Here is a 14052-nt window from a genome sequence, read left to right as displayed (position 1 = left end):
TTTTAACAAATGCGGTCTATTAGATACGGTTTCTCAACAACTTAGTTTGTAGAATGGCGTATTTCCATTTTCACAGGTAATTTAATGTCTTCAAATGAAGAGCTTTTTTGCCCGTCAGGTTTATCTAAAATTTCTTCAATTAGAGCAAATGCTTCTGAACCCATTTCTTTTGAAGGTTGGACGATACAGGATAAGGGCGGTCTAAAGAGATTGGAAAATGTGAAGTTAGCAAAACCTAAGAGTGCTATGCTTTTAGGTACCTCAATATTCAACGTATGCAATACTTCTAAAACCTGATAGGATAATTGATCAGAGGCCGTAAATATAGCGTTCGGAAGTGTGTTTTCCTGAATCCTTTGTGCAAAATATTTTATCAGTTCTTCACGACTATTTTCACCATTTTTCTCCACATCAATCGATAGGAGGTTTTCATAATTTATTTGGATACCAGAATCGTTTAAACACTGGAGATAACCACGTCGTCGCTCTTCCACAACTCCTTTGGCCATACTTGAAATAAAAAGGATATCCATGCGTCCAATACTGATCAAATGGGATATGCCTTGATAGACAGCTCTAAAGTTATCGATGCCAATTTTATGGGTGTTGATGGCATAATTTATTCTATCTATTAAAACAACTGGAATATCATCTTTTTTTAATTTTCTAAGATAATCAAGTGAAATGCAATTGCCTGTTGGGGCAATTATAATAGCGTCAGCTCCTTTTCTAAATAGCGTTTCTAAGAGATTTAATTCACGGACCGGATCATCATAGCTTTGCATAATGATTAGGTTGTAGGCCGTTTTTGACATTTTTTCTTCTATTCCTTCCAAAATCTGGGAGAAAAATGAATTACCAATTTTCGGCACAATCATGCCAATGATATTTGTTTTTCCGGTTCGGAGTAATTTAGCATATTGGTTGTATTGATAGCCATTTTCATCGGCAAATTTTTGTATTTCAACTTTAGTAACTTCGCTGATTTCATGGCTATCTGCCAGTGCTTTTGAAACAGTGCCAATTGAATATCCCAAAGTTTTTGCGATATCCTTTATAGTGATCCTTTTCATAGTCGGTTGTTTATATTAGTTATTTTGTTCTATCTTTTATCCAGTGATGGCCTTTTGAGCGCAAAATAGTGTGAAAACTGGTTATTAAAACTTTATGAAGATGCTTTTGGTACCACAGATTAAATATGAACCCATATGTTGTTCTCCTATTAAATCTATACAAGAATTAGGGAAAATATATCATCGATTTAATATGCAATCGATTGTGTAAAGAACGAAAACGATTAAGACTTAAGAATGATTGATTTAGATTAGGCGGTATTGTTTTTGACTCTGAAGAGATATAATTCTTTGAAAACGTATTCGTTAAACAAGCAAACGTTTGATTACTTATCGGCCATCTGGCCTAGCGCTATTACTCCTTATATTTGACAGTAGTGTTTTTTTTGGTGCGATTGTAATTGTTTCTCCGATCTCTGCGAACGTACTTCCTACAAAATGATGCTTTAATATGTAAAAAGTGAAATTCTTTAAAAAGATAAGAAGAGGCAATAGGCTTGATTTAGAGGGATCATGTAAGTTTATATTAGACTTTTATGATATAACATATCGTAAGATTGATTTGTCAGCATTGATAGCGACATATCAAGATTGGCAATCTGTACAAACGATTAGGGATATCCTGTTTGGGTATGGTATTGATAGTACAAGAGTAGCAGGTGCTAATAAATATGCCGAAGTGGACCTTCCGTTTATAGGGGTATTTCGAAGAGGAGATTTGTGTTTTACGGGTTTTACAGTTGTGATTGCAATTGATTGGGCTAATGTAACATTGTTTGATCCGTTTGTTAAAAAACAACAGATTATTACTTTAAACGACTTTAATTCGTTAGATATCAGTGATCTGTTGCTATTGAATCGAGGCGTGCACACTGGGCGTTGATTTTGAACTACAAATGTTATTTGTTTCCATATTGTCACCTTGGTTAAGAAACGAAATGCTTTTCGTTGATTGTGCAATCGATTGAGCTTAACAATTGTTTTTGTACTTTTCAATTTAGCACTATATTGATTTAAATTATAAATCTGACCAATTTTATCAACAGAATATCTGTATCGATCTGTATATCAAAGGGAGTGATACTAGGTCAGTAGTAACCGAATACAATTAAAGAATATAATTGATAAACTAATTCGATAAATTATGAGAAGGTTCGTTTTATTCCTCCTTATGTTTCTTTTTGTGACATCATGCATTTCCTGCAGTAGAAAGAGTGCGTGGGCCTATATATTATTGGAAGACTCAGGAGCGGAGCCGTTAGCGATAGTAGATTCAGTACAAATTTTTAGTACATACTCCGCCAAGACTACTAGAACAGAGGCAATGCAGTCTGCAAGTTATCAACGAGATTTGCAGATGACAGGCTTTTATGTTGCAGCGGGTAGCACACTACATATTGACGTTAAGACGGGTAAGGCACTAGCGCGGCTTGCGATCGCTAATGCCTTGGGCAATACTATAGGACCAGTTAAACAATATATTGATCTTAAAAGAGGTAAACAATCCGTATCTGTTGGGCCAAATGAAGGATTGGTCTATTTCAGTTTTAGAGAGAGTAATGATAATTCAACGGAAAACGTGGAGGTTAAGTTTGGCAAAGGATTTATTCCTGTTCCTTATTATCGGGAAGGTATTACTGGCCGTTCGCAATGGATGTTTACATTAGACGCATTGAGAAAAATAGTACCCTATGTTATACTGCGTTCAGATCAGACTAATCTTGTCGCTCGTATGGATGAAATGTTGCTGTATAAGCAGGGTAAGACAGGAGATATTATAGAAAAGTTAGGTTCTTCTCCACAAAGCGTGGGCCTATAAGGATAAGTATTATTTGGTTTAGTTTAGTGTGATTGAGCACATATATAATATGTGCTCTTTTTTAAATGATGTATTATAGAAAAAAGATATCTGTTGTCAGTGGAAGCATATTTCAACAAATAATGATAACAATGCTGTGCCGTAAAATGGGTTTATTTGAGCTCCATTTTACAAGTATTAGTGGTGTCGAACTTCTGAATAATCTAACAAATAATCTCATTTTGCCAGAAATATGTCTTATAGACCTTGATAGGTTTAGATTGGCGGAAGCTGAGCTGATTAAAGACGTGTCTGAACGATTTTCAACGATCAAATTATTGGGCTATACGTCTGATCGCAATATGAATACAGATCATTTTATCAAAGCAGGCTTATTGCATGTATTTATTAGAAATAAGCTTGTAGATATCTTAAATGAAAGCTATTTGTTTGAATATGATTCCAAACAAATGGAAAAACACGTGAATAGAAGACTTACTCTAATTGCGTAATGTCAGTATTGTTACAGTCGTTTTAATCTTCGTTATAAGATTATCTATTTCACTTTAGTTCTTTGGAATAGTTGAATCACCAGGATGATTTTTTCAAGAGAATTTATTTTGTACGCTGAATACCCATATTAGACCATATTGTTAGTTGCACTAGTATTATTTAAATAAATTTTAAACGATGAAAAAAAACAAGTCTATAATTATTTTGATGTCTGCTTTTTTATTCCAACAAGGAATTGTTAAGGGGCAATGGACAGATAAAAGAGAGAAACCAGTTGTACCAATTGAAGTAAAATTTGGAGCTATTACTAAATCGAATAGGATGGACCCCGCGATGGCAGCCTTTCGAAACTATGGGCTGGGGCAATTTATCCACTGGGGATTGTATGCGATACCGGGGAATGAGTGGAATGGCGTTAGTGCTAGGCAAGGTGCTGCTGCTTCTGAATGGATACGCTCTTGGGGAGGGCCAACGACTCCAAAAAATTGGATAGATATCTACGATAACCTATATAAACAATTCAATCCGAAAAATTTTGATGCGAAGAAATGGGCGAAACGAGCGAAGGAAATGGGCGCCAAATATGTGATTTTTACGACAAAGCACCATGATGGCTTTTGCTTGTGGCCTTCTAAATATTCTGATTATACTATTGCCAATAGTCCATACAAAAAAGACATTGTCAAGCAAGTCGTAGATGCCTATTCTGAGCAAGGTATAGATGTCTATTTATATTTTTCCGTAGAGGAATGGAATAACAAGGATTATGTCAAAGAAATACCGAAAACTGCCGATGAGAAAGCTAGATTTGACCGATTTTTGAAATACACAAGGAACCAGTTATTGGAATTGCAGGCAAATTACCCACAAATAAAAGGTTTTTGGTTTGATGGTACCTGGGATCCGTCTTGGATAAATTCCTACGAGTTTACTTATAATTTAGAAAAAGAGTTGAGAAATAATAATCCAAACTTAATAATTGGATCTCGTTTTCGAAACGATGAGTATGAAAGCCGTCACTTTGATTCAAATGGTGTCTTATTAGGGGATTATGAGCAGGGATGGGAAAGAAAAATGCCAGCTAGTATCGACATACTTGGTGGTAACGATTGGGACTGTGTTATGACGATCCCTCCCAATGGATGGGGATATATAAAAAATACTGATGGGATGTATTTAAAAACGACAGATGATGTTATCGATTTATTAATGAGATCTCGTTCTATGAATGGTAATTTCGTTCTCAATTTTGGTCCGGACGAAAATGGAAACATGAGCAAATATGAGAATGAACTGATAACAGATTTTGGAAAATGGACTAAAGTGAATGCCGAAGCTATATATGAAGTCAATCACTTTCCGCTGGAGAGTAAATACGGATACTATACAATAAGCAAAACTGATGCTAACTCGCTATTCCTAACAGTAATTAATAAACCGATAAACAATATCTTAAGGCTTGTCTTTCCAAAAAGTGCAAACTTGACGCCGGCATCGGCTTCTTTGCTAAATGATAAGCGTGATTTGCTTTTGAAAAAAACGAATATCGGTTTTGATAGAGATAAGAATATTTATTTCGATATAACTTTGCCAAAGAGTTTGAAAAATAAAAATGCATTCGTGATCAAAATTAAATTAGATAAATCAAAAATAATTGAAAACAAATTAATGGACGCAAAGATTTAAGTTCTTTTAAATTACTAGCCATCAAAACGATTCGGTAAATAGAATAAAAATTGACTCTCATAACGCTAGCACTTAGAGAAAATCAGTAGAGAACGTCGGATTGAAATGGGACATTTATATTTAAAGCTTCAATAACAGAAAGGTCACCATAGAAGTCGGATTGTATGCATTGTCAATCTAATTTTTTTTGCTGTCTACGCATACGATTGTGTAATAATTTATTGTGTGCTATCGATTGTAATCTCCGATATGTTCATATTTATTTTCTAATTTCACCCTAATTTTATGAAAATGCTCTTATGGCCAAATCAATTAAAGAAATAGCACAGGAACTCAATGTGTCTAAATCAACTGTTTCATTAGTAATCAATCACAAAGCCGAGCGAGCACGTATTAGCAAGGAATTGGAAAACCGCGTACTTGCCTATGTTGAAAAAGTTGGTTATAAACCTAATGCTTTGGCAAAGAGTTTAGCAACTGGGCGGTCAAATACCATTGGTCTAATTGTAGAGAATATTGGGGATTCTTTTTTTGGCCCATTTGCGTTATATGTGGAGGAGTTGTTCCGGAGAAAAAATTATCATGTTCTTTATAGCAGTACGCTCGGAGACTCGCAAAATGCGCGTGATATTATTGATTCAATGTTGGAAAAGAAAGTGGAAGGGATTATTTTGGCTCCTACAGTAGACCTGGAGGAGTATATGCGAAAAATATTGGAACATCGAGTTCCATTGGTCGTTTTTGATAGAAATTCGCCAATGGTTGAAACCCATTACGTGCATATTGACAATGAAGTTAGTGGGAAAAATGCCTGCGATCATTTGAAGGCTATCGGTTGTCGAAATTTTGGATTGGTAACAATCGATTCGGATCAACCACAAATGTTGGCACGTAAGCGTGCTTATTTGGAGTTTTGTAACACATCTGGGATGGAGCCTCGCATACTGCAATTACCTTATCAGCACTTGAGGCAGAAAGGTTCACGTATGTTGAAAAATTGGGCTGCTAAGCAGGTAGGCTTAGATGGTCTATTTTTTACCACAAATTATCTTTGTATTCTCGGATTGAAGGTATTACGGTCGACACCTGAGAATAGCTATAATTTTCCGATGTTTTCTTTTGATGATCATGAATTATTTGATATTTTGAATCCTAAAATTTCCTGTATTCAGCAACCATTGGAAGCTCTAGCTAAAACTTGTGTGAAAGTTTTGTTAAAGGAAATAGATCAGGGGATATCCACACCAAAAGAATATATCATTTCAACTAAATTGATCAAGCGATAAAAAGGGACAACAAATGAATATCTAGAAATTGAATTGTAAAAATCATAAGACGTGTTTGTCCAATTCTAGGACTTTATTTTGATTTAATATTCTTTTTTATATCTTTACTAATACGTTTTAGTAGAAATATTTTTATATATCCTAAATAATGAAGAAATCTTTAAGTGTTTTTCTAGGGTCGTTATTGTCTTTGGGTTTGTTTTACGCAAAACCGGTTTTGGCTCAGAAATTTAGAGGGCAGCAGCTAGAAGCTGTCGATCTTGTTAATCCATTAATGGGTACCGAATCCAAATTTGAGTTGTCTAATGGTAACACCTATCCCTCGATTGCGCGGCCTTGGGGCATGAATATGTGGACACCACAAACAGGGAAAAATGGCGACGGATGGCAGTATCAATATACCGCAGATAAAATTCGTGGTTTAAAACAGACTCACCAGCCATCTCCCTGGATGAATGATTACGGTGTTTTTTCTATCATGCCCGTGACAGGAAAGCCTGTATTTGATCAAGACGAGCGTGCAAGCTGGTTTTCGCATAAAGCTGAGATTGTAAAACCGTATTATTATTCGGTTTATCTAGCAGATCACGATGTGACTGCAGAGATGACACCAACAGAACGCGCAGCCATGTTTAGGATCTCGTTCAATAAAACAGATGACGCTTATATCGTTTTGGATGCTTATGAAAAAGGGTCTGAGGTTCAGATTATTCCAGAAAAAAATATGATAATTGGCTATTCTTCGAAGTACGCACGCGGTCCGCTGCCTGCGAATTTCAAGAATTATTTTGTTTTGGTGTTTGATCAACCTTTTGCAAGTGTTGCTACTTGGGAAGGCAAAGAAAAAAAGGATGGGCAGCTTCAGATCAAAGGTGATCACACAGGTGCAATCGTCGGGTTTAAGGTAAAGGACAAAATGAAACCTGTACAGGTAAAGGTTGCGTCTTCCTTTATCAGTGCCGAACAAGCCTTATTAAACTTAAATGAGTTGGGTAATAAGTCGTTTGATCAGATTAAAGAAGACGGGCGTCAGATCTGGAATTCAACTTTAGGAAAAATTAAAGTAGAAGGGGACGATATTGATCAACTGCGTACATTCTATTCGACGATGTATCGGACCTTATTTTTCCCGAACAAATTATATGAAATTGATGCGCAAGGAAAGGCTGTTCATTACAGCCCCTATAATGGAAAAACACTTCCTGGTTATTTGTTCGGAGGAACAGGCTTTTGGGATACTTTTAGAGCATTGTATCCGTTCTTAAACTTTATGTATCCTTCCATTAATAAGGAGATGCAGGAAGGTTTACTTAACGCGTATTTAGAAGGAGGCTTCCTTCCTGAATGGAGCAGTCCGGGATATGCTGATATCATGGTAGGAAATAACTCTGCATCGGTCGTTTCGGATGCATATATGAAGGGATTACGCGGTTATGATATCAATAAGTTATACGAAGCTTTACAACACGGTGCTAATAACGAAGGACCAATGAGTGCTGTTGGAAGAAAAGGCGTTGAATATTACAATAGTTTGGGTTATGTGCCATATGATGTTAAAATCAATGAAAATGCTGCACGTACATTGGAATATGCGTATGATGATTTCACCATTTACCAATTGGCAAAAGCTTTGAACCGTCCGAAAGCTGAAATTGATTTGTATGCTAAGCGTGCACAGAATTACAAAAATTTATTTGATCCATCGACCAATCTTATGCGTGGAAAAAATAAAGATGGAAAATTCCAGGCTCCGTTCAATCCGTTGAAATGGGGAGATGCTTTCACTGAAGGAAATAGCTGGCATTATTCGTGGAGCGTTTTCCATGATGTTCAGGGACTGATCGATTTAATGGGCGGAGAGAAGACTTTTGTGAGCATGTTGGATTCGGTGTTTGTTCAGTCTCCAGATTTCGACGATAGTTATTATGGTGGTATTATTCATGAAATTCGTGAAATGCAAGTAGCAAATATGGGACAATATGCTCATGGTAATCAACCGATTCAACATATGCCATATTTATACAATTACGCTGGCCAACCTTGGAAAACACAGTATTGGGTGCGTCAAGTGATGGATCGAATGTATAAACCTACACCTGATGGTTATTGTGGAGATGAAGATAATGGTCAGACGTCCGCTTGGTATGTTTTTTCAGCGCTTGGATTCTATCCTGTTTGTCCGGCGACGGATGAATATGTGCTCGGAGCTCCATTATTTAAAAAAGCGACCTTAACATTTGAAAATGGTAAGACATTGACTATTGATGCACCAAAGAACTCAGCTGAAAATGTATATGTAAACACATTGCAAATTAACGGTAAGGATTATGGTAAAAACTGGTTAAGTCACAAAGCATTGCATGAAGGTGGTATACTTAATTTTGACATGGCGGCAAAACCCAATTATACAAGGGGATCGTCCAGAAATTCTGCGCCTTATTCAATGACAACGGATTTGCAAACAAATATCAAGTTGAAATCGAACAAAAAGAAATAATCATTAGGTTATGATAAACTTTAAAAACTTAAAAGTAGTTGTTACCGTATTTGGATTGGCATACTCTTGTTCACTTTTCGCGCAGGACAACTGGAAACATACAGAAAACGACCGCAAGGTGGCTGTGGATGTTGATAGTATCAGTAAAGGTGGATACACCCTGATTTGGATAAATAAAGACAAAGACTTTAGTGCGTCTTTGAAAGAGCGATTAATTGCGGCTTATTTTACGAACTATCCTAAACTGGCCAAGAAATATAATAAAAAGACCATAAAAAAGGTGTCTTTCGTGATTGATCCGGACTATAAAGGTGTGGCAGCGACAGCGGGCGGGATTGTCCGTTACAGCCCAGCTTGGTTTGCCAAAAATCCGGGTGATATTGATGTGGTCACCCATGAGGTAATGCATATTGTCCAGGCATACCCTGATGGAGCTGGTCCGTGGTGGATAACGGAAGGGATAGCAGATTTCGTCCGATTTGATGATGGAATAGATAATGCTAGTGCCAATTGGAAGTTACCTGAGTATAGCGACAAACAGAAATACACAGATTCTTATCGTGTTACTGCCCGGTTCCTCTACTGGATTAACACGCATGTAAAAAAGGATTTTGTTAAAAAATTGGATGCCGCTATGCGTGGTAAAAGCTATAGTGATGCTTTTTGGAAAGCACAAACGGGAAAGACTATCGATGAGCTATGGGCGGATTACAGTAAAAATCCTAAAGTATAATTCATAAGTCATGAATATAAAAAGTTTGGTCTTTTGGGGATTAATTGGTATCCCATTTTTAATAAAGGCGCAAGAAACTAACTTAGTCCAATACGTGAAACCGCTTATTGGTACTGCTCGGATGGGGCATACCTTTCCTGGGGCAACGGTTCCTTTTGGCGCCGTACAATTAAGCCCGGATACGGATACATTATCGTATGCTGTCAATGGGCGGTATAACGGTGATGTTTATAAATATTGTGCTGGTTATCAGTATGATGATCCAACGATTGTCGGCTTTAGCCATACGCATTTTAGTGGCACAGGTCACTCCGATCTTGGAGATATACAGATCATGCCGACACAAGGAAAAGTCCAATTAAACCCGGGTACAGCTGATCGACCACAAGATGGTTATCGATCGCCATATTCGCATGCCAATGAACGGGCTGAGGCCAACTATTATAGTGTTTTACTGGATAAACATCAGATTAAAGCCGAGTTAACGACGACAACACGTGTGGGTATACATCGGTATACGTTCAATGAGTCAGATGCCTCACATCTAATTGTTGATTTAACCGCTGGGATCTATAATTACGAAGGGAAAAATGTTTGGACCGTTGTTAAAGTACTGAACGATTCTACGCTGGTAGGCTACCGTCAAACGAACGGTTGGTCAAGAACCCGCACCGTATACTTTGCGATAAAGACTTCAAAAGCTTTTAAGAATTACGGCGCCAAATATGAAGATGGAAAATCTGTGTATAATGGTTTCTGGCGTAAGTTTGATCAACAAAATAATTTCCCTGATCTCGCAGCGCACAATATTAAGCTTCACTTGGATTTTGATACAAAAGCGCAAGAAGCTATCCTTCTGAAAGTGGCTTTAAGTCCAGTTAGCATGAAGAATGCATTGGCCAATATGGAGGCTGAGGCTCCGGACTGGAATTTTGACGGCTACGTTAAGCAAGGGCAAAACGCCTGGGAGAAGGAGCTGCATAAAATAGAAGCTGAGATGTTGAACAAGGAAGATCTTGTCAATTTCTATACCGCGATGTACCACGCAAGCCTAATGCCGACGGTGTATATGGATACCAATGGTGAATATAAAGGGTTGGATCAGGAAGTACACCGTGCCGAAGGCTTTACGAATTATACCTCATTTTCTTTGTGGGATACATTTAGGGCCTTTCATCCGCTTTTGAATCTAATAAACCCATCTCGCAATGCAGATATTGTCGCATCCATGATGGCTCATTATGACCAGAGTGTATTAAAAATGTTGCCGATCTGGTCGCATTATGCAAATGATAACTGGTGCATGAGTGGCTATCATTCCGTATCGGTTATTGTAGATGCTATCCTCAAAGGTGTTTACAAAGGTGATGCGGAAGCTGCATTAGCAGCTTGTGTACAAACAGCAAATACACGTCAGTACGAGGGGATTGGGGCTTACATAGATAAGGGATATGTTCCTGCAGATGTATCGGGAACATCTGTTTCTAATACATTGGAATATGCGTATGACGATTGGTGTATAGCGCAATTAGCGAAAAAATTGGGAAAAGAGGATATTTACAGGACCTTTTCCAAAAGGGCTGAAAGTTGGAAATCACTCTATGATTCCGCTATTGGATTTATGCGTCCAAAGAATTCGGCTGGTAAATTTCAGGAGAAATTTGATGTTTTGGATACACATGGACAAGGGTTTATTGAAGGTAATTCATGGAATTACAGTCTGTATGTACCGCATCAACCTACTGAAATGATGGCATTAATGGGAGGTAAACAACGTTTAGCGTCTTATTTGGATTCACTGTTTACCATGGAATTACCGGATAAATATTTTGAACATACGGAGGATATTACCCGGGATGGCATTATCGGAAATTACGTGCACGGAAATGAACCTTCCCATCATGTGGCATACTTGTACAATATTACGAAGAGCCCCTGGAAAACTCAGGCTCGCGTCAGACAAATCATACGGAATCAGTATCACAACGGTCATGCGGGTTTAGGAGGGAATGATGACTGTGGACAAATGTCTGCTTGGTATTTATTTACTGCATTAGGCTTCTACCCGGTGGCACCTGGGGAAGATAACTATTGGATTGGCAGTCCTTTGGTAAAATCGGCAAAGGTTAATCTTGAAAATGGACGCAGTCTTTCTATAGTTGCCCGTAACCAGTCTGAAAAGAATGTTTACGTTAAATCCGTGTCTTTGAATGGGCGGAAATTGGCTGATTTTCTATTACCGTATAGCAGCATTATAAATGGTGGTGAATTAATCTTCGAGATGAGCAGTAAACCGAGCAAATAGTAGTCTGTTAATAAAGATGAGGCGATCAGGCGTATATAAATGGATAGCTTGCTGTTGCTTAATATTGTTTTTGATATTACAATATCTCATGATTGCACGATCATATGAGATTAAAAGAGGTGAACTATTTCAAAAAGAAAAACAGGAAATTAAGGTTGTTTACAATAAACATATTTCGAACGATAAGATATTTCCGGGCGGACAAAAACTTATCGATTCAACCTTAATGCCTCATTTGGTTCGTCTGAAAACTTATTATCAAGATGATAGAAATGCTTTCGATAATCTGAAAGATAGTATCGCGAAGACCTTGATATTGAAGCTCCGAAATCATCCAGCAATGGACAGTCTATTTCAGATCATCAGATCCGAAGTCAATTTGGGTGAAGGCTTTGGTTATGCAATTGTATTGAAAGATGTTTCGGTGACTTTTGATGCGAAGACATTTATACCAATTATGGACTTTGGAATAGATCAGCATATTCCTATTGGAGGGGAATTTCGGTTTATTGACAAAGACAATCTAGTATCGTCGATTGCAATAACTGCAAATAGTAAGATGTCAAATCGTGTGGCTTTTACGTTGTACGTTGGAAATATTGATACAAATTTTTCTGTATTAAGATCCATTTTCCCCTTATTATTACTGTCGGGTTGTTGTATAATTGGTATTGTTTGGTTGTATTTGATGACCTACAGTAGTTGGATAAAGCAAAAAAGAATGGCGGAAATGGCTTCCGACTTTATTAACAATGTCACACATGAGTTCAACACACCATTAACAACCATACGAATTGGTTTAACTAATTTGGCGGTAAAAGTTTCGATAGATGATAAGTTAAAAATGTCGACAACTTTGGATACCCTGATGCGTCAGATAAACCGTTTGGATCGATTAGTTAATAAGGCTATTGATTTGAGTGTGTTTAATCAGGAAGAGGTGATTCTAGAAGAACACTTTTTGGAAGAACTTATGGTTCAATTAGAACAGGACCTAGGGATTTTAGTATCAGAAAGTACGGCAATTCAAATTTTGGTGGATCAAAACGTTAAAGAAGTTAAGGTGCTCGTCAACCCATTTATGTTTGTTACTGCGGTAAACAATTTGGTCGATAACGGACTGAAGTATAATAAAGAGCCAATAAAGCGTATTCATATTCGTTTTAGCATAGGCTCAAGAGATACGGTGATGATGACTGTCCAAGATAATGGAATAGGTATTCCAAATAACCAGTTGCCGTATATTTTCGCGAAGGGATATCGGGGTAAACAAGAAGCTTCCACAAATGGGCTAGGCCTGGGGCTTTTTTTCGTAAAGGAAGTTATACGGATTCATCGATGGAAGATCGACGTTAAATCAGATACTCAACCAGGAACATCATTTTCTATTTCGATACCAATAATAAAATAGATGATACCAAAATATGGACATATATTGCTGATTGAAGACGATCTTGATTTGGCGACAATGCTCATAGATTATCTATCAAATTTCGGATTTGATGTTAGTCATGCAATGTCTGCTGAGGAGGGAATATGTTATTATAAGACTAATAAATATGATATCCTTATTGTAGATATACAACTTCCTAAATGGGACGGGTTTCAATTGGTTGAATATATTTCTCAGTTAAATAAAAACCAGTTTGTGCTTTTTCTTACAGCAAGGCTGTCTAAAACAGATCGATTAAAAGGTCTGCGTCTTGGGGGCAATGATTATATAACAAAGCCGTTTGATGTTGAAGAATTGTCTCTGAAACTTCAAAATTATATGGTTAAGCAAAATGCTTTTTGTCAATTGCAACTCAATATTGGCGATATTAAACTTAATCGTAATTTACTTGCAATAGAGTTTAATGATAGCTCTCGGCAGGTAGTATCACCACGTGAATTCGAACTTTGGACATTCTTAGCAAACAAACCGAATGTTGTTTTGAAAAGAGAAGAGATTTTACTCGCTCTTTGGGGAGATAATGATTATTTTTTGGGGCGAAGTCTCGATGTTTTTATATGCAAGATTAGAAAAATGCTGAAAAGGTCGCGTAATGTTGCTATTAAAACTGTTTACAAAGTGGGATTTATTTTAGAGGTAGATTTCAATAATTGTCATTAACAATCGATTAACAACTTTCTCTTTTCTTTCTTTTTAATTTTACTAAAA

General features: G+C 37.1%; 11 protein-coding genes. 10 read left to right on the top strand and 1 reads right to left on the bottom strand.

What is annotated here, in order from left to right; translation table 11 throughout:
• Positions 1–41: 41 nt before the first annotated feature.
• Positions 42–1073, bottom strand: a complete 1032-nt coding sequence (locus OK025_RS06010; RefSeq protein WP_317668694.1) for a LacI family DNA-binding transcriptional regulator — start codon at positions 1071–1073, stop codon at positions 42–44.
• A 460-nt stretch (positions 1074–1533) separates the two neighbouring features.
• Between OK025_RS06010 and OK025_RS06005 the strand changes: the two genes are divergently transcribed.
• From OK025_RS06005 to OK025_RS05960, 10 genes are all read left to right on the top strand, one after another.
• Positions 1534–1956: a hypothetical protein gene (locus OK025_RS06005; RefSeq protein ID WP_317668693.1), complete on the top strand. Its 423-nt coding sequence runs from the start codon at positions 1534–1536 to the stop codon at positions 1954–1956.
• A gap of 261 nt (positions 1957–2217) precedes the next feature.
• Complete coding sequence (locus tag OK025_RS06000) at positions 2218–2892, top strand: M60 family peptidase N-terminal accessory domain-containing protein (RefSeq protein ID WP_317668692.1); 675 nt, start codon at positions 2218–2220, stop codon at positions 2890–2892.
• 122 nt (positions 2893–3014) lie between these two features.
• Positions 3015–3383 carry a hypothetical protein gene (locus OK025_RS05995; RefSeq protein ID WP_317668691.1) on the top strand — a complete coding sequence of 123 codons (369 nt, stop codon included), beginning with the start codon at positions 3015–3017 and terminating at the stop codon, positions 3381–3383.
• A gap of 178 nt (positions 3384–3561) precedes the next feature.
• The gene (locus OK025_RS05990) at positions 3562–5070 is read left to right on the top strand and encodes an alpha-L-fucosidase (RefSeq protein ID WP_317668690.1); all 1509 of its coding nucleotides are present in this window, start codon (positions 3562–3564) and stop codon (positions 5068–5070) included.
• Between the two features lie 299 nt (positions 5071–5369).
• Positions 5370–6356: a LacI family DNA-binding transcriptional regulator gene (locus OK025_RS05985; protein ID WP_317668689.1), complete on the top strand. Its 987-nt coding sequence runs from the start codon at positions 5370–5372 to the stop codon at positions 6354–6356.
• Between the two features lie 148 nt (positions 6357–6504).
• Complete coding sequence (locus OK025_RS05980) at positions 6505–8853, top strand: GH92 family glycosyl hydrolase (RefSeq protein ID WP_317668688.1); 2349 nt, start codon at positions 6505–6507, stop codon at positions 8851–8853.
• Between the two features lie 10 nt (positions 8854–8863).
• Positions 8864–9586: a basic secretory protein-like protein gene (locus OK025_RS05975; RefSeq protein ID WP_317668687.1), complete on the top strand. Its 723-nt coding sequence runs from the start codon at positions 8864–8866 to the stop codon at positions 9584–9586.
• Positions 9587–9596: 10 nt separating this feature from the next.
• Entirely contained in the window at positions 9597–11891 is a 2295-nt protein-coding gene (locus OK025_RS05970) for a GH92 family glycosyl hydrolase (protein ID WP_317668686.1), read from the top strand.
• Between the two features lie 88 nt (positions 11892–11979).
• Positions 11980–13302, top strand: coding sequence for a HAMP domain-containing sensor histidine kinase (locus OK025_RS05965; protein WP_317668685.1), 1323 nt, complete (start codon positions 11980–11982; stop codon positions 13300–13302).
• On the top strand, positions 13303–14004 hold the full coding sequence (locus OK025_RS05960; RefSeq protein ID WP_317668684.1) for a response regulator transcription factor: 702 nt from the start codon (positions 13303–13305) through the stop codon (positions 14002–14004).
• The last annotated feature ends 48 nt before the right edge of the window (positions 14005–14052 follow it).

The sequence above is a fragment of the Sphingobacterium sp. UGAL515B_05 genome (assembly GCF_033097525.1).
In the GTDB taxonomy this organism is placed as follows: Bacteria; Bacteroidota; Bacteroidia; order Sphingobacteriales; family Sphingobacteriaceae; genus Sphingobacterium.
Note: the sequence above shows the minus strand (reverse complement) of the source record. Positions and strands in the feature narration are given on the sequence as shown.

What these genes read in the sequence shown, in the direction of transcription:
- OK025_RS06010 (WP_317668694.1), bottom strand. Translation starts at nt 1,073, where the DNA reads ATGAAAAGGATCACTATAAAGGATATCGCAAAAACTTTGGGATATTCA.
- OK025_RS06000 (WP_317668692.1), top strand. Translation starts at nt 2,218, where the DNA reads ATGAGAAGGTTCGTTTTATTCCTCCTTATGTTTCTTTTTGTGACATCA.
- OK025_RS05995 (WP_317668691.1), top strand. Translation starts at nt 3,015, where the DNA reads ATGATAACAATGCTGTGCCGTAAAATGGGTTTATTTGAGCTCCATTTT.
- OK025_RS05990 (WP_317668690.1), top strand. Translation starts at nt 3,562, where the DNA reads ATGAAAAAAAACAAGTCTATAATTATTTTGATGTCTGCTTTTTTATTC.
- OK025_RS05985 (WP_317668689.1), top strand. Translation starts at nt 5,370, where the DNA reads ATGGCCAAATCAATTAAAGAAATAGCACAGGAACTCAATGTGTCTAAA.
- OK025_RS05980 (WP_317668688.1), top strand. Translation starts at nt 6,505, where the DNA reads ATGAAGAAATCTTTAAGTGTTTTTCTAGGGTCGTTATTGTCTTTGGGT.
- OK025_RS05975 (WP_317668687.1), top strand. Translation starts at nt 8,864, where the DNA reads ATGATAAACTTTAAAAACTTAAAAGTAGTTGTTACCGTATTTGGATTG.
- OK025_RS05970 (WP_317668686.1), top strand. Translation starts at nt 9,597, where the DNA reads ATGAATATAAAAAGTTTGGTCTTTTGGGGATTAATTGGTATCCCATTT.
- OK025_RS05965 (WP_317668685.1), top strand. Translation starts at nt 11,980, where the DNA reads ATGATTGCACGATCATATGAGATTAAAAGAGGTGAACTATTTCAAAAA.
- OK025_RS05960 (WP_317668684.1), top strand. Translation starts at nt 13,303, where the DNA reads ATGATACCAAAATATGGACATATATTGCTGATTGAAGACGATCTTGAT.